This window comes from Curtobacterium phoenicis, assembly GCF_047238015.1.
GTDB lineage: Bacteria > Actinomycetota > Actinomycetes > Actinomycetales > Microbacteriaceae > Curtobacterium.
Genome location: NZ_JBDFLZ010000002.1, coordinates 23,623 through 38,900 on the forward strand (window position 1 = coordinate 23,623; position 15,278 = coordinate 38,900).

The window sequence follows — 15,278 nt, forward strand, 5'->3', positions numbered from 1 at the left end:
TCCGTGCGATCGGCATCGGTCACCTGGTTGCCACACTCCACATCGAGGGTCGCTCGATGTCGAGACAACGGCCGCGGGTCAGCCTAGCGCCGGCAGGTGGACGCGCGGTGCGCGCGCGTCGCGCCGTCCGTACAGGCCCGGCCGGGAGGCACGGGTCGGTTTGGCAGGGCACCGTCCGCAGGACGCAGGGCCGGGTGCGCACACAGGGGCGGGCGACGAGGGTGATCGGGTGCTCGAAGAACTCCGTACCCGCGCCGCCGACGTCTTCGGCTGGGACCTGCGCGACGCCCAGGCGACCGTGATCGACGCCGTGCTCCGCGGTCGCGACGCCCTCGCCCTGATGCCGACCGGCTCGGGCAAGTCCGCGATCTACCAGGTCGCGGGCCTCGCCCTGGACGGCCTGGTCGTCGTGGTGTCGCCGCTGGTGTCGCTGCAGCAGGACCAGGTCGTCGGGCTGCGGTCGCACCCGGACGCGCCGCCCGCCGTGGCGATCAACGCGACCGTCTCCGCGTCCGACGTCGCCGATGCGTGGGACGCCATCGCCGCCGGCGACGTCCGGTACGTGTTCCTCGCCCCCGAGCAGCTCGCGAAGGACGAGGTCGTCGAACGCCTCGCCGACGCCGGCGTCGCGCTCCTGACCGTCGACGAGGCGCACTGCGTGTCGTCGTGGGGCCACGACTTCCGGCCCGCGTACCTGGCCCTCGGTGAGGCTGCCGAACGCCTCGGGCGTCCGCCGGTCCTCGCCCTGACGGCAACCGGCTCGGCGCCGGTCCGCGACGACATCACCGCGCGCCTCGGCATGCGGGACCCGGTCGTCCTCGCAGCCGGTTTCGACCGCCCGGGCATCCGCATCGAGGTCGAGCGGTACGCCGACGCTGACGAGAAGCGCGCCGCCGTGGTCGAGCAGGCCGCGGCGGCCACTGGCACCGGGATCGTGTACGTCGCCACCCGGCGCGAGACCGACGAGTACGCCGACGCCCTCCGTGCCCGCGGCAAGGACGCCCGGCCGTACCACGCGGGGATGCGGGTGCGCGACCGCGAGGCCGTCCTGCACGCCTTCCACGACGGCGAGCTCGACGTGGTCGTCGCCACGAGCGCGTTCGGCATGGGCATCGACAAGCCCGACGTCCGCTTCGTCCTGCACGCCGACGTCGCCGAGTCCGTCGACGCCCACTACCAGGAGATCGGTCGTGCCGGACGCGACGGCGAGCCGGCGACCGCGACCCTGCACTACCGTGCCGAGGACCTCGGGCTCCGGCGCTTCTTCGCGTCCGGGAGCCCGAAGCCGGCGTCCCTCCGGGCGCTCTTCGACGCCGTGCCCGCCTCGGGGTCGATCCCGCGCTCGGCCCTCGCGGACGCCTCGGGACTCTCTGCGCGCACGGCCGGCCGCGCCGCGAACGCCCTCGTCGAGGCGGGGGTGCTCGACGACGGGCCCGACGGGCTCGCGCGCACTGACGGCGGCCCGACCAGCGCGGAGGCAGCGGCGAAGGCCGCCTCGGCACGTGCCGACCAGCGCGAGGAAGTCGAGCAGTCCCGCATCGCGATGATGCGCCGGTTCGCGGAGACCCTCGGCTGTCGACGGCAGTTCCTGCTCGGCTACTTCGGCGACGAACTCGCGGAGCCGTGCGGCAACTGCGACACCTGCACGTCCGGCACCGCCTACCAGGACGGCGCACACGGCGCGGACGGCGCCCACGACGACACGTGGCCCCCGGAGTCGACCGTCGAGCACCCCGAGTGGGGGCGCGGCACCGTCATGAGCACCGAGGACGACCGCGTGACGGTGTTCTTCGACGCCGCCGGCTACCGGACGCTCTCGCTGGCCGACGTCGAGGGACGGCACCTGCTCGAACGCGTGTGACACCCACCGCACGTCGCTCGAGCAGGGGAAGGCGCGGTCGCTCGACCACCCGTCGGCGACCGCGCTCCACTCCCCCGAGCACGCCAGAGCATGCACCGGTGTCGTGTCGCGGAGGTGACCACCGGGTGAACGCGACCCGAACCCGGGCCGCTCCGCGCGCCTCCCGGCAGCTCCGGTGCGTGCACCGGACACCCGTCCCCCGGACCGTCCGGTCCCTCGGACCTCCGTCGCGTACGCAGGAGGACCACGACGAGAGGAACCACATGAGCACCGACGTCAACCAGGCCGCGCAGGAGCGCCTCGGCGGCATCATCCAGGACCGCGCCTTCGACCGCTTCGGCGAGGTCTGGGCCGAGGACGTCGTCGACCACGACCCGGCGCCGGGCCAGGCCCCCGGGCTCGCGGGCATCGTCGACTTCTGGCAGGACTTCACGACGGCGTTCCCGGACCTCGAGCTGACCCCGGACCCGCTGGTCGTCACCGACGACTTCGTCACCGCGGTGTTCACGATCCGCGGGACCCACACCGGGCCGTTCCAGGGACACGAGCCGACCGGGAGGTCGTTCGAGGTCCGCGGCATCCAGGTCGCGAAGTTCCGCGACGGCAAGATCGTCGAGCGCTGGGGTGCCACCGACGAGCAGGGTCTGGCGCAGCAGCTCGGGCTCGACGGCGCGTCGGACGCGGGCGACGGCCACGGCGACGTCCGTTTCGTGTCCGCGTAGGCGTCCGCTTCGTGTGCGCCGAGGCACGGCGCGTAGACAGGACACCCACGAACGAGAGGAACCCCATGACCGACCCCGGCACCACCCCGAACGACGGCTTCGACACCGAGGGCTTCCGTGACGACGACGTGGACACCGAGCACGCCGGCCCGTACGAGGTCGACGACCGCGAGGAGTCCCTCGAGACCGTGACGAACGACGCGGTCGGCGGCGAGACCGTCGAGCCGCAGCCCGGCGACGGCACCGCGTCCGGCCCGACCGGCGGCGCCGAGCGCGAAGAGGCCCCGGACCTGTGGGAGCACGACGGCGACGAGGACCACCCCGACCTCGGGAACGACCTCGGCACCAAGCCGCTCTGACACCGGCGCTGACTAGCATCGGGGCGTGATCTCCCGACTCCAGCAGCGCCTGCGCCGTCACCCCGGCGCGGCGCGGCTGGTGTCGGTGGCCGGGCTGCTGTTGATCGCCGCGGCGGCCACCCTCGGCGTCCGGTCCGGCTCGGTCGGGAACGTCGGTTGGGTGCTCTTCCTCGCCGTCGGCGTGACGGCGGCCCTCGTCGCCGGCTCCGGTGTGTCCTGGCCGCTCCCCGCCATCTGGACGGTCGCAGCGCTGCTCTCGGCGGTACGCGACGATGTCGGCAGCGCGACGTTCGTCGTCGTCGCGGTCGCGTTCGGCCTCGCCGGGCTCGCCGCGGCGGTCGGGTACGACCTCTCACCCCGCGCCCGGCGGCAGCGGGCACGACGTGACCACTGAGGAGTGGGCTGGCGCCGACCCGACGGGAGGCGCGGCGCACGACCGGCACCGCGCCTCCCGTCCGTCGTCTGGTCGCGATCGCGCCCTCCGCCACCTGCTCGCGGACAGCACGCCCGTCGCGTCCGGCGGCCGCGCCATCCTGCTGCAGATCGCGGACCCCGTCGTCGCGGCGGGCGTGCGCCGGCACTCCGACTTCGCTCGGCGACCGCAGCAGCGGCTCGCGCACACCCTGTCGTTCGTCTTCGCGGTGGTGTCGGGCACCCCGGAGGACGCGGCGATCGCGGCCTCCTTCGTGAACCGCGCGCACGTCCCCGTCGTGGGTGCGGACGACGAGGACCGGCAGCTCTGGGTCGCCGCCACCTTGTTCGACTCGGCGCGGCAGGCGCACGCGGCCTTCGGGTCCGCCGTGTTCGCCGCACGGGCCGAGGAGGTCCTGCAGGCGTACGCGCCGATCGGGACCGCGCTCCGGGTGCCACCGTCGCGCTGGCCGGGGTCGGTGGCAGCGTTCGACCGCTACTGGGCGCAGACGCTCGACCAGCTGATCGTCACCGAGGACGCCCGCGGTGTCGTGCGGGACCTCCTGCACCCGCGGTTCGCTCCGTGGTGGGTGCGGGTGGCGATGCCGCTCGTCCGGATCGTGACCGTCGGGATGCTGCCGGACCGACTGCGTTCGGACTACGGCTTCGCGTGGGGGCCTCGGGAGCAGCGGCGGTACGAGCGGGCCGTGCGGGTCCTGCGGGCCGTGCGCCGGGTGGTGCCAGGGTGGCTGCTGCGGCTGCCGGGGCCGCTGTTGGTGCGGGCGATGCGGCGGGCAGCTCGTCGGCGTCAGCCGGCGAGCACCCGGACCGCGTAGTCGCCGACCATGACGACGTCTCCGGGTCGCGCCACGACCTGTGCGCCGCCGACGCTCGGCTCCTGCGCACCGGAGGCCCGGACCACCACCGTGCCGTTCGCCGAACCGAGGTCCTCGACGACGAGGCCGCCGTCGTCCGTCGGACGGATCGCGGCGTGCTCGCGCGAGACCGAGCGCCCGGGATCGTCGAGCAGCACCGCCCGTCGACCAGGGGCGGTCGTGACCTTGCGCCCCAGGACCACCGGCTGGTCCAGGGGGACCACGTTCCCCGGCGCGACCTCGAGCACGAGCCGCGGCACCACCCCGATCGTCGGGAGCGGCGGCTCGGTGTTGACCACGGCGTCGGGCTCGTGGTCGGACACCGGAGCGCTCGGGAGGACCCACGCGCGGGAGAGGTGTCCGGCCTGACGGTCACGCTCCACTTCGGCGTGCGTGACGACCGGTCGCTCCGGCACCCCCTCGTCCTTCCGGCGTCGTGCCACGGTGTACCCCTCGTCCTCGTTCTTGTCCCCACCTGCTGCGGGACGCAACGGAATCAAGTATCGTCGAGTCGGCCGGGGGGCTCCCGGTACATCAAATACCGCATCGGGAGGGTATGCACATGGCAAACGTCAACGTCACCTACGACGATCTCCGCAACCAGGCTTCGCAGCTCCGCAACGGCCAGAAGGCCATCGAGGACCAGCTGAGCCAGCTCAAGAGCCAGATCGACAACCTCGTGTCGTCGGGCTACGTCACCGACAAGTCGTCGAAGGCGTTCGACGCGACGTACTCGGAGTTCAACTCCGGCGCGACGCAGACGATCCAGGCGATCGACGGCATGGCCGGCTTCCTCGAGAGCGCCGCGAACACGCTCGAGTCCACGGACGAGCAGCTCGCGTCGAGCATCGGCTAGTCAGGCTCTGCACGACGGTGGCCGGCGCTCTCGGGTGCCGGCCACCGCTCTCGCCGCAGGGGCGGCGACCAGGAACAGCAAGACCAGGAATCCACCGGGGGAACCGTGGCCGGCACAATCAAGCTCGATCTCGACCTGATCGGCAATCTCGCATCTGACCTCTCCCGGCTGCACGGCGACTTCGAACACGTCGCCTCGAGTGCGGCCGACTACAAGACCGGTGTCGGATCGATGACGATCACCAGCGCCATCGACGAGTTCGCCGGCAACTGGGACATCCGGCGCGGACGCCTCCAGGAGTCGATCAAGGCCGTCGCCGAGATGGCCGAGAGCGCGCACGACGGCTTCACGCAGACCGAGGTCGAGCTCGCGAACAAGATCCTCGGGAAGGACAGCTGATGGCCCGCCCCACCGACTGGAGCGCCGTCGGCATGCAGCTCGACCCGGTGCCCGGCGATCCGGCAGAGATCCGGCAGTCCGCCTCGAGCGCCCGATCCATCGAGCAGGCCATCGCCCAGCAGGTCGAGCGTCTCAACAGCCTCAAGGACGGCGAGGGCTGGGAGAGCGAGTCGGGGGAGAAGTTCCGCGACTCCGCCGGCGATCTCGCCGGTGCCATCGAGAAGGCCAAGGGGCGCTACACCCAGCTCGCCGCGGCGCTCGACGAGTGGGCGAACGGACTCGAGGGGCTGCAGCGCGAAGCCGACGCCGCCCTGCTGCAGGCCCAGGACGCGCAGGACGCGCACCGGGCCGCGGCGAACCAGACCATCACGGCGGACGCGGACACCCCGGAACACCAGGACCAGGTCGATGCGCAGGACCGTGCGCTGAGTGCGGCGCAGGGCGACATCGACGCGGCGAAGGCGATCGTGCGTCGGATCGGCGGCCCGTTCGGGGAAGAGGGCGAGTACGGGGAGTTGGCCGGTCGGGTCGCCGACCGGATACGGCAGGGTGCGGACGACGGGCTGAAGGACGGCTGGTTCGACCACGTGAAGCAAGCGATCCACGGGGCGCGGGGCGTGCTCAACGTGATCAAGGACGCGCTGGACGCCGTGGGCACCGTCCTCCTCGTCGTCACCGTGGTTGCCGCCATCTTCTTCCCTGCAGCGCTGCCCGTGATCGCGCTCATCGGCCTCGCCGTGGCAGGTGCGAAGCTCCTGATCACAGCGACGCAATCGATGGCGGGTGACGCGAGCGCAGGCGATGTCGGGAAGGACGCCATCGGGTTCGCTCTCGCAGCGGTCGGGTTCGGTGCCGCGAAGTACGCGAGTTCAGCGATGGGGATGCTCCGCGGAGCAGTCGGAGAGACTCGCGCGGCATCGGCTGCCACTGCGGCACGGAATTCGAATGCCGGCGTTGGTGGAGAGCTGACCGCTTTCCTCCGCGGAGGTGATGCAGGGATCAGAGAAGCGGAAGCCATCGGTCGCAAGCCGCTCACGGCTTTCCTGGACACCTTCGTGACCGGCGGTCTCATGGAAACGGCTCAGGTGCTCAAGCTCGCCCCGGATTCCGCACTCGCGCGGGAGGCCGCGAAGCACGCAGCTCTGGCGAACGGGGTCGTCGCTGGATCTGGACTTCCCAGCCTTCCGGGCCTGCCGGAGTCTGTGGAGAACGTCGTATCCGCCGGTACCGACTGGGACGGGTACTGGAAGTCGAAGAGCGAGATCCACGTCGGTTCACTGTGACGCAGTATCGAGTTCTGCTTCCCGACGGCTGGTACCGATACTCGGTTGATCGTGATCCGCAGCGCGCCTCTCGCGCTTTCGCAGACCGGCACCTCGTGTTGCAGGGCGGCGATGAGCCGACGGCCGTCGAAGCGAGGCGGCGCGCGCGTGAGGACATCAGGTCCGCCTTTCAGCGGATGGCGGAGGCGGGGACAACCGATCTCTTCTACTTCGACGGCCGGTTCGGCGGTGTGCCGATGCACATGCTGTTCACCGTCGGTGTCGTCTACCTCGGACCGGCGATCGCCGAACTCGATCTCACCGAGGTCGCACCAGTGCTCGGTGCACCGACGACGCTCGAGGAGCTGCCCGCAGGCGCAGCTCTGAGGTCTCGCTCGGACGATGAACTCGGCGACGGGGGCGCCCTTCCGCCGGCCCTTCCGACTGATCTTGCTGCGGCGTTCTTGGCCGGTGCCGAACCGAGCGGCCCAGCCCTGATGACCCGCTTGGACTACCTGTTGCCCGTGCCGCAGGAGCACGGATCCTTCGCGCTGGTGTCGTTCCAGTGTGCCGGCGCAGCGTTCGCGGAGGAGTGTGTCGCGCACTTCGACATCCTCATGACCGGCTTCGATTGGATCGGTGAGCATTGAAGATCACCTGGCCGGCAAACGATGCTCTACGCCCGCTCGACCTCCTGGCAGGCCGGCTTGATAGCACGATCGCACCGAGAATCGTCCAACTCCTCAACGAGACGGATGCGGCAGCCGCTTGGAGGGTCGTCTTGGATGACTCCCGAGAAGTCGGCTGGCTCGCTGCTCGCACCGCCCCGCTCGCCGGCCGCTCGGCTGGAGTGGTCCGGGCGGGTCTTCGTGCGACTCACCCGATCGGTCCGATCGAAGAATCGATGCTCAGCACGACGAGCGGTGATGCGCTCCGATTGGTGCAACGCCTCGCGCTCGAAGTGCCGGAGGGGAGAGCGTTCGTCGTTGTCCAGGCCTCCTGGTCCTGGGTTGCGGGGAACGAACTCGTCGTCCTCTCGACGAGCAGCGCGGAGCCCGCTCTCGCCGAGCTGTTGATCGCGCAGGTGGACGCACTCGCTGCGAAGATCGTCATCGATGTCTGAATCGATTGCCCGCCCAGCCGTGTCGAGTGACCGGGCGGCCGCCGTCACCGGTGCTACGAGCCTCTCCTTGGACGACCAGGATCGGATCGTGTTCGCCAGTCCTCGAGGAGAACGGATCAAGACGGCTCGCCTCGTCCATTCATGGTTCCTCGACGAGGATGCTCTTCCGAAGCGTCTCACTCCCACCGCCAGCAATGGGGCAGTCCTGCTCAAGGACACAACCGGCAGCCTTTACCTTGTCCCAGTCGACCAGTGGTGGATGTCACCCATCTCGATCGTGACGAACGAAGTCGCACTCGCCTCGAGCGGTCTCGCGGCGCTGTTAGACAGGTTCGGCACCGACCAACCCATTCCCGGAAACCTCGATGCTGCTCAGGTCCTCACGCCGACAAACGAGCGACGACGACTCATGGAGCAGAGGATTCTCGTCGTCGTCATCCTCCTCGGCCTGGGCGCCTTCTCGGCCGACGTCTTCGGACCGATCGTGGTCGCGATCGCGGGCGGTCCGGGAACTGGGACGTTCGGTTGGCTGGCCGCGGCCGCTGCCGCCGCTAATGCACTCGTCGTCCTGGTCATCGCTGCAGGTCGGCGTCATCGACGGTCGACGCCCGGAGGAACCGTGCTACGACCTTTGGTCGGGCCCTCCTGGTTCCTCTCCACAGCGTCCGTGAGCACTGACGATCACGGACTGGTTCTCACGGACGGACAAGGCATCACACAGCGACTGGCGACTCCGGATCGACATCTCGGTCGTGATGCCGTCGTGCGCGCGGTGTTCGTGCATGACGACGACCCACGGGTGCTGCTCATCGACGGAACGGACACGCTGCGTGCGCAGCTGCCGCTCCGTACCTGGGCACCTGCCCCGGAGGACGCTCGTGCTCTCGAGGGGCTCCTGCAAGGACTCGGCGTCATCACCTCGGCCCACACTGACGCGCGCAACCGGCCAGCACTCGCGTTGGATGAGATGCGCAGCAGAGGAGTGGGGCCTTCGTCCCTCATGCTGCGCAACGCCGTGGGGTCGGTCCCGGCGTACCCGTTCCTCGCGTCATCGGCCTTCACGACGATCGTTCTCGTTGGAGCCGGCTCGGTCCGTCCGGGGGCAGCGTCGACACTCGTCACGTTGGTCTTCGCAGCCATCGCGGTCGCAGTCGTCACCACGATCTTCGTCGTCGAGTCGAGTTCTCGTCTTCCTGTCGCTCGCATCCACCCCGAGCAGCACGGCCGGCCAGACCGGCCGCAGTTCGCTCGACGCCAGCTCACGGCACTCGGGGTCCCGATCCTGGGTGCGGCGGTCGCTGTCTTCTACATCACACGAGGCAATCCGTTCTCTGCTGTGAGCATCCTGCTGCTGGTGCTCACCGTTCCCCTCGTCTCCTGGCTGAGCTTCCGACGGCGCCGCGCGGAACGAGGGAGAGCCCCCGTCGGCTTCGGCCGGTGGATCGTGATCGGCACCCCGAGAGGAGACGAATGACTCGCCTGTTGTGGAACTACAATCGCGCCTGGACACTGCTTGATGACGAGGGGCAGGTCGATGACGTCACAGACGCTGCGGTCGAGCACGCACTCGGACAGGCGAAGCAGCGGCCGAAACGTCGAGAACGGGCGATCCTCAGGACAGTGATCCGCGACATCGCTGCGTTCCAGGAAGCAGCGAAGGCTGAGACGTGCTTCGTGCTCTCGACCACGGCGCCGACAGTCCGAGCGATCGCGTACGCGGTCGTGCACACTGTCGCCGGTGTCGACCGCGCGGACACCTTCATCGACGACGCTCGTGCACCGCGGGCGAACGGCATCGGCGACGCCAGTGTGGGGACACTGGATCTTCCCGTTGGTAGAGCAACGCTCGTCGAGATGCGGGAACGCAGTACCGGCGGTCGGGCACGGTCGGTGATGCAGGTAGTCCGTGCGATCATCCCGATCGTCGACGGCTTGAACGAGCTCACGGTGGTCGTGTCCTTCTTCGTCCCGGACGAGCACGACAGCGCCCTCGCACGGCCCATGCTCGACGAACTCCTCCGCGACCTACGAATCGACTGGGGGTGAGCGTCTTCGACGATGGGCACGGCCACGAGAGTCCTGCTCAGACATGCCTCGGAACCGAGCGAGTTCCTCCGGAGACGATCCGTCAAGACCTCGGTCCGATGGGTCCAGCCGTTCTCCGACGAATCGCTCTCCCACACGGCCGTGCTCACATCGGTGATCGCGCACGAGAGCAACGTCGACCTCGCCCTGCCCACGTCGGCCGTCTCGCGCTCAGCCTCGCACTCAGGGAAGCATCATGACCGGAATCCTCGACTCGCTGTTCCGGGGCCTCGAGGACCTCGCCGGCGAGGACTGGCTCGTCGTACCGCTCCCGGAGGACGTCCGCGGCAAGCCGAAGCGATGGGCGAACTCGACCACGTACCGGCTCTTCCCCTGGTACGTCCGCCCGTTCAAGACGGTGGAGATGGTCGCGACAGCGGCGTCGCTCGAGACCCTGTGCAGGATGAGCTCGTCCGACCTGCGATTCGCTGCGTTCCTCTCACAGGTCACCTCGATTACGGACACGACAACCGTCGCGGTCGCCACGACCGACGAGCTTCTCGTCGGTCCCGGTCGAGCTCCAGCAGACGGCCTCCGGACCGGTACCGGTACCCGTTGGGGCGAAGCGGCCAAGACCTGGCCGTTCATGGACGCGACAGGGGCAGTGGTCGCCCGTCGCTGGCAGTTCCGCTCGGGCTCCTCGACCATCACCGTCACCGGGATCGGCGGTCACCCTGCTGCCTTCGCTGCCGCTGAGACGTCGCTGAAAGCTTTCGCCAGACGCATCCGCAGTGCGACGTGAGCAGCCCCGCTTCCCTGCACCGCGCCTCCAGTCCGACCACCCGTCCACAGGCCGGGCGCAACCCGACCTGCACGCCGCGACAACCTGCGAGAATCGACACATGAGCGGCAGCATGACGCTGCGGGGGGCCTCGACGGGGTGTCCCGCGACGACCACGACCCATCACGTGGCAGGTGCCGCGTGCGCCTGACGTTCACCGCGACCCACCTGCCGACCGACGCCACCGCCGACTTCGTGGTGGAGTGCGACGAGGACACCGTCCTCGGCGAGGTCGTCGAGATCGTCGCGCGCCGGTTCGGGCTGAGCGCCGAGTCCATCGTCGAGGTGGCGGTCGACGCGGTACCGACGACGCCGCACGCCCGCCTCGGCGACGGTGTCCTGCTCGAGGGTGCCCGGCTGACGTTCGGCGCAGCCGCTCCGGTCCTGCCGCTTCCGGCCGACCTGCCCAGCGTCCGCATCGTCGGTGGCCCGGGTGCCGGCACGGTCGTGGTGCTCGACGCGGGGATCGCGCACGTCGGGTCGGCGCCGGACGCCACGGTGCACCTGCCGGACCGCACGGCGCCGGAGTACGCGGCGGTGCTGCGGCTCGACCTCAACCGTCGCTTCACTATCATCCCGACGAAGGGCTCGCGTGTCCTCGTCGACGGGACAGAGGTCGACGTCGAGACCCCGGTCGAACCGGGTGTCGTCGTCGCGATCGGCGACACGCTCCTGGCCGTCGCGGTTCCCGATGCCGACCGCGCTGCGATCACGCTGACTCCTGGTGGCGGGACCCTCGACTACACGCGGCCGCCACGCCTGCTGCCGGAGGAGACCCCGACGGTCTTCAAGCTGCCGGCCGCTCCGGGGCAGCAGTCGCGACGGTCGATCCCGATCATCGCGGCGCTGGCGCCGCTCGGCATGGCGGCCGTGATGATCTCGATCTTCCACAACGTCGCCTACCTGGCGTTCGGCCTCATGTCGCCGATCATCATGTTCGGCAACGCCTGGTGGGACCGTCGGAACGGCAAGAAGACGCACCGGCAGCGGGTGGCCGAGTACGAGGAGACGAAGAAGGCGGTCGAGGCGGACGCCCTGGAGGCCGTGGCCCGGTACCAGCGCGAGTCCCGGACCAGCGCACCGGACCCGGCGACGGTGCTCGACATCGCCCTGCGGCGTCGCGCCCGGCTGTGGGAGCGTCGGCGGACCGACCCCGACTACCTGACGCTGCGCGTCGGGACGGCGGACGTACCGTCCGGTGTGGTGCTCGAGGACCCCGCGGCGCTCGAGCACCGTCGGGCGGTGGACAGGCTGGCCGAGGACGTCCCCGTGGTCGTCGACCTCGCCGAGAGCGGCGTCGTGGGTGTCGCCGGGCGCGAGGAGCACACGAAGCACCTCACGTCGTGGCTCGTCGCGCAGCTCGCCGTGCTGCAGAGCCCCCGGGACACGCAGTTCGTCGTGTTGACCGACGCGCAGTCATCAGCCGAGTGGGCGTGGCTCCGCTGGGTTCCGCAGGCCCGCCCGGGCTTCGGGCAGGACGCCGTCATCGCGATCGGCAACGACGCCGAGACGCTCGGCGCTCGCGTGGCGGAACTGGGGCAGGTGATCGACGCCCGACAGCGCGCGCTGCGGGAGTCCGGCGCGCGGGTCATCGCCGGTCCCGACGTGGTCGTGGTGCTGGACGGCGCCCGACGGCTCCGGGCTCTGCCCGGGCTCATCCGGATCCTCAAGGAGGGCCCGGCGGTCGGCGTGCGGGCGATCTGCATCGAGGAAGAGGCCCGGCTGCTGCCCGAGGAGTGCTCGGTCGTCGTGACGGTGGGTCCCGAGCGCATCCGGGTGGCCGCCCAGCGGCAGGCGACGATCACCGACGTCCGTCCCGACCGGGTGCCGGACGGCTGGTTCGAGTCGGTCGCCCGGGCGATCGCCCCGATGGTCGACGCCGACGACGAGAGCGATGCGGGAGGGCTCCCGACGTCCTCGCGCCTGCTCGACGTCATGCTGCTCGAGCCACCCACGGCGAGGGCGATCACGGGCAAGTGGGGCGTGCGGCCCCGGACGACCGAGGTGGTCATCGGCGAGAGCCTCGACGGACCGTTCGCCTTCGACCTCCGCCGGGACGGCCCGCACGGGCTCGTCGCCGGGACGACCGGCTCCGGGAAGTCCGAGCTCCTGCAGACGATCGTCGCCTCGCTCGCGGCCACGAACACGCCGGAGGGGATGAACTTCGTCCTCATCGACTACAAGGGTGGGGCCGCCTTCCGGGACTTCGCACCGCTGCCGCACACGGTCGGGATGGTCACGGACCTCGACACGCACCTCGTCGAGCGCGCGCTCGAGTCGCTCGGGGCCGAGCTGCGCCGCCGCGAGCACCTGCTCGCCGAAGCCGCCGCGAAGGACATCGAGGACTACGTCGAGCGCCTCGGCCGGGGTGAGCCGTTGCCCCCGATGCCGCGGCTGCTCATCGTCATCGACGAGTTCGCCAGCCTGGTGCGGGAGCTCCCGGACTTCGTCACCGGTCTCGTGAACATCGCCCAGCGCGGGCGCTCGCTCGGCATCCACCTCATCCTCGCCACGCAGCGCCCGACCGGCGTGGTGTCGAACGACATCCGGGCGAACACGAACCTGCGGATCGCGCTGCGCGTGACGGACTCGAGCGAGAGCACCGACGTCATCGACGCGGGGGACGCCGCGCAGATCCAGAAGAGCACGCCCGGGCGCGGGTACATCCGTCTCGGTGCCGGAGCCCTGCTGCCGTTCCAGTCCGGTCGGGTGGGGGGTCGGCGTCCGGGCACGACGTCGAACCGGCGACGTCCGGTCTGGGCGGGTTCGGTGTCCTGGTCCTCGCTCGGTTCACCGCCGCCGGCTCCGCCGAAGTCCGAGGACCGCTCCGACGACGACCGCACGGACCTGCAGGAGCTCGTCGCCGCGGTGGCGGGCGCTGCCGAGACCCTGGGCGGGCCGGAGCCGTACCGTCCGTGGCTCGACGCTCTGCCCGAGACCCTGCTCTTCACGGACGTGAACGACTCCGCCTGGGAGCTCGACGAGCTGACGACGTCGTCGCGCGTGAACCCGCTGCCGTTCGCCCTCCAGGACTTCCCGGGCGAACAGGCCCAGCGTGTCCGCAGCCTCGACCTCGACACGGACGGCCACCTCTACGTCGTCGGCGCACCGCGCAGCGGACGGTCCCAGGTGCTCCGGACGATCGCGGCGGCCATCGCGCGCAACACCTCGGCGGCCGACGTGCACGTGTACGCCCTCGACTGCGGGAACGGTGCGCTCCTGCCGGTCCAGGCGCTGCCGCACGCCGGCGCGGTCGTCCAGCGCGTGCAGACCGAGCGGGCGCAGCGGCTCCTCGCCAAGCTGACCCAGGAGCTCGCCCGTCGGCAGCAGGTCCTCGCCGAGGGCGGGTTCGCGAGCATCGTCGAGCAGCGCGCCGCGGCGGTCTCACCGGCCGACCGTCTACCGCACATCGTGTTCATGCTCGATCGGTGGGAGGGGTTCGTCGGGTCGCTCGGCGAACTCGACCACGGCGCGCCGACCGACCAGGTCATGACGATGCTCCGCGAGGGCGCCAGCGTCGGCATCCACCTGGTCGTGACCGGCGACCGGCAACTCCTGTCGAGCCGGATGGCCACCCTGGTGGAGGACAAGCTCGTGCTGCGTCTGTCCGACCGGGGCGACTACGGCCTCGCGGCACTGAACCCGCGGAAGCTGCCGGAGCAGATCCCGGACGGTCGGGGCTTCGCCTCGGAGACCGCCGTCGAGACGCAGATCGCCCTGCTCGCCGCCGCCGGGACGGGTCAGGCGCAGGCCGCCGCCATCACGGCACTGGCGACCTTCGCGACCGGGCGGGACGCAAGCGTCGAGCGCTCGCGTCGACCGTTCCGGGTCGACCAGCTCAGCGGCCCCGTGCCGTTCGACCGTGCGTGGGAGATGCGGACCGACGACGCCGACCTCTTCGGGCTCGTGGGCATCGGTGGCGACGACCTCGCCGCGATCGGTCCGGACCTCGCGCGGGCCGGTTCGTTCGCGATCGGCGGTCCGGCGAAGTCCGGCCGGAGCTCGGTGCTCCTGTCGATCACCCGGTCGGTACTGCGCTCCGGCGGCCAGGTCGTCCTCGTCACGCCGAGGCAGTCGCCGCTGCGCTCACTCGCGTCGGAACCGGGCGTGCTCGCCGCGCACGAGGGTGCCGAGCTCACGGACGACCTCCTCGCGCCGTGGTTCGACGACCAGCCCGGCCGACGCGTGCTCGTCATCGACGACGCCGAACTCGTCAAGGACGCGCCGGCGAAGACGTGGTTGCAGGGCTTCGTGAAGCGCGCGGCGGACAGCGGTCAGGCGATCGTCGCAGCGGGGCTGACCGCCGAGTTCGGGGTCGGGTTCACGGGCTGGCAGGTCGACATGAAGCGGGCTCGCTCGGGGGCGCTCCTCAGCCCGCAGGCGATCACCGAAGGCGACCTGCTCGGCATGCGCCTGCCCCGGAGCTCCGTGGTCGACCGAGTCCAGCCGGGGTCGGCGATCGTGCACCTCGGAGACGGAGAGCTGGTCTCGGTCCAGGTCCCCGTCCCCTGAGGCAGAGGTACTTGTCCTTCTGACAAATACCG

The 15,278-nt window shown here is 70.7% G+C and carries 15 protein-coding genes; 14 read left to right on the forward strand and 1 reads right to left on the reverse strand.

Going from position 1 to position 15,278, the window contains the following annotated elements; genetic code table 11:
* Positions 1 to 229: 229 nt before the first annotated feature.
* From ABC270_RS00130 to ABC270_RS00150, 5 genes are all read left to right on the forward strand, one after another.
* On the forward strand, positions 230 to 1,861 hold the full coding sequence (locus ABC270_RS00130; RefSeq protein WP_412878925.1) for a RecQ family ATP-dependent DNA helicase: 1,632 nt from the start codon (positions 230 to 232) through the stop codon (positions 1,859 to 1,861).
* 263 nt (positions 1,862 to 2,124) lie between these two features.
* The gene (locus tag ABC270_RS00135) at positions 2,125 to 2,583 is read left to right on the forward strand and encodes an ester cyclase (RefSeq protein WP_412878926.1); all 459 of its coding nucleotides are present in this window, start codon (positions 2,125 to 2,127) and stop codon (positions 2,581 to 2,583) included.
* Positions 2,584 to 2,648: 65 nt separating this feature from the next.
* Positions 2,649 to 2,942 (forward strand): hypothetical protein, encoded by a 294-nt coding sequence (locus ABC270_RS00140; protein ID WP_412878927.1) that lies wholly within the window; start codon positions 2,649 to 2,651, stop codon positions 2,940 to 2,942.
* A gap of 25 nt (positions 2,943 to 2,967) precedes the next feature.
* Positions 2,968 to 3,336 (forward strand): hypothetical protein, encoded by a 369-nt coding sequence (locus ABC270_RS00145; protein ID WP_412878928.1) that lies wholly within the window; start codon positions 2,968 to 2,970, stop codon positions 3,334 to 3,336.
* Positions 3,326 to 4,189 (forward strand): oxygenase MpaB family protein, encoded by an 864-nt coding sequence (locus tag ABC270_RS00150; protein WP_412878929.1) that lies wholly within the window; start codon positions 3,326 to 3,328, stop codon positions 4,187 to 4,189. The genes ABC270_RS00145 and ABC270_RS00150 overlap by 11 nt, the downstream gene beginning before the upstream one ends.
* Here the strand turns inward: ABC270_RS00150 and ABC270_RS00155 are convergent.
* A complete protein-coding gene (locus tag ABC270_RS00155) occupies positions 4,162 to 4,671 on the reverse strand; it encodes an FHA domain-containing protein (RefSeq protein ID WP_412878930.1) in 510 nt (169 codons plus the stop codon). The two genes, ABC270_RS00150 and ABC270_RS00155, sit on opposite strands and share 28 nt — an antisense overlap.
* Before the next feature lie 119 nt (positions 4,672 to 4,790).
* On the opposite strand from ABC270_RS00155, the gene ABC270_RS00160 reads away from it, so the two are divergent.
* From ABC270_RS00160 to ABC270_RS00200, 9 genes are all read left to right on the forward strand, one after another.
* The gene (locus ABC270_RS00160) at positions 4,791 to 5,084 is read left to right on the forward strand and encodes a WXG100 family type VII secretion target (protein ID WP_058725445.1); all 294 of its coding nucleotides are present in this window, start codon (positions 4,791 to 4,793) and stop codon (positions 5,082 to 5,084) included.
* 105 nt (positions 5,085 to 5,189) lie between these two features.
* Positions 5,190 to 5,483: a hypothetical protein gene (locus tag ABC270_RS00165; protein WP_412878931.1), complete on the forward strand. Its 294-nt coding sequence runs from the start codon at positions 5,190 to 5,192 to the stop codon at positions 5,481 to 5,483.
* Positions 5,483 to 6,766, forward strand: a complete 1,284-nt coding sequence (locus tag ABC270_RS00170) for a WXG100 family type VII secretion target (protein WP_412878932.1) — start codon at positions 5,483 to 5,485, stop codon at positions 6,764 to 6,766. The genes ABC270_RS00165 and ABC270_RS00170 overlap by 1 nt, the downstream gene beginning before the upstream one ends.
* Positions 6,763 to 7,395: a hypothetical protein gene (locus tag ABC270_RS00175; RefSeq protein WP_412878933.1), complete on the forward strand. Its 633-nt coding sequence runs from the start codon at positions 6,763 to 6,765 to the stop codon at positions 7,393 to 7,395. Before ABC270_RS00170 ends, ABC270_RS00175 begins: the two co-directional genes overlap by 4 nt.
* Positions 7,392 to 7,868, forward strand: a complete 477-nt coding sequence (locus tag ABC270_RS00180) for a hypothetical protein (RefSeq protein ID WP_412878934.1) — start codon at positions 7,392 to 7,394, stop codon at positions 7,866 to 7,868. The genes ABC270_RS00175 and ABC270_RS00180 overlap by 4 nt, the downstream gene beginning before the upstream one ends.
* Positions 7,861 to 9,342, forward strand: coding sequence for a hypothetical protein (locus tag ABC270_RS00185; RefSeq protein WP_412878935.1), 1,482 nt, complete (start codon positions 7,861 to 7,863; stop codon positions 9,340 to 9,342). Before ABC270_RS00180 ends, ABC270_RS00185 begins: the two co-directional genes overlap by 8 nt.
* Positions 9,339 to 9,914 carry a hypothetical protein gene (locus ABC270_RS00190; RefSeq protein WP_412878936.1) on the forward strand — a complete coding sequence of 192 codons (576 nt, stop codon included), beginning with the start codon at positions 9,339 to 9,341 and terminating at the stop codon, positions 9,912 to 9,914. The genes ABC270_RS00185 and ABC270_RS00190 overlap by 4 nt, the downstream gene beginning before the upstream one ends.
* A gap of 235 nt (positions 9,915 to 10,149) precedes the next feature.
* Positions 10,150 to 10,695, forward strand: coding sequence for a hypothetical protein (locus ABC270_RS00195; protein WP_412878937.1), 546 nt, complete (start codon positions 10,150 to 10,152; stop codon positions 10,693 to 10,695).
* Between the two features lie 180 nt (positions 10,696 to 10,875).
* Positions 10,876 to 15,246, forward strand: a complete 4,371-nt coding sequence (locus ABC270_RS00200; protein WP_412878938.1) for a type VII secretion EssC family protein — start codon at positions 10,876 to 10,878, stop codon at positions 15,244 to 15,246.
* Positions 15,247 to 15,278: the final 32 nt, after the last annotated feature.

What these genes read in the sequence shown, in the direction of transcription:
- ABC270_RS00135 (WP_412878926.1), top strand. Translation starts at nt 2,125, where the DNA reads ATGAGCACCGACGTCAACCAGGCCGCGCAGGAGCGCCTCGGCGGCATC.
- ABC270_RS00140 (WP_412878927.1), top strand. Translation starts at nt 2,649, where the DNA reads ATGACCGACCCCGGCACCACCCCGAACGACGGCTTCGACACCGAGGGC.
- ABC270_RS00160 (WP_058725445.1), top strand. Translation starts at nt 4,791, where the DNA reads ATGGCAAACGTCAACGTCACCTACGACGATCTCCGCAACCAGGCTTCG.
- ABC270_RS00170 (WP_412878932.1), top strand. Translation starts at nt 5,483, where the DNA reads ATGGCCCGCCCCACCGACTGGAGCGCCGTCGGCATGCAGCTCGACCCG.
- ABC270_RS00185 (WP_412878935.1), top strand. Translation starts at nt 7,861, where the DNA reads ATGTCTGAATCGATTGCCCGCCCAGCCGTGTCGAGTGACCGGGCGGCC.
- ABC270_RS00190 (WP_412878936.1), top strand. Translation starts at nt 9,339, where the DNA reads ATGACTCGCCTGTTGTGGAACTACAATCGCGCCTGGACACTGCTTGAT.
- ABC270_RS00195 (WP_412878937.1), top strand. Translation starts at nt 10,150, where the DNA reads ATGACCGGAATCCTCGACTCGCTGTTCCGGGGCCTCGAGGACCTCGCC.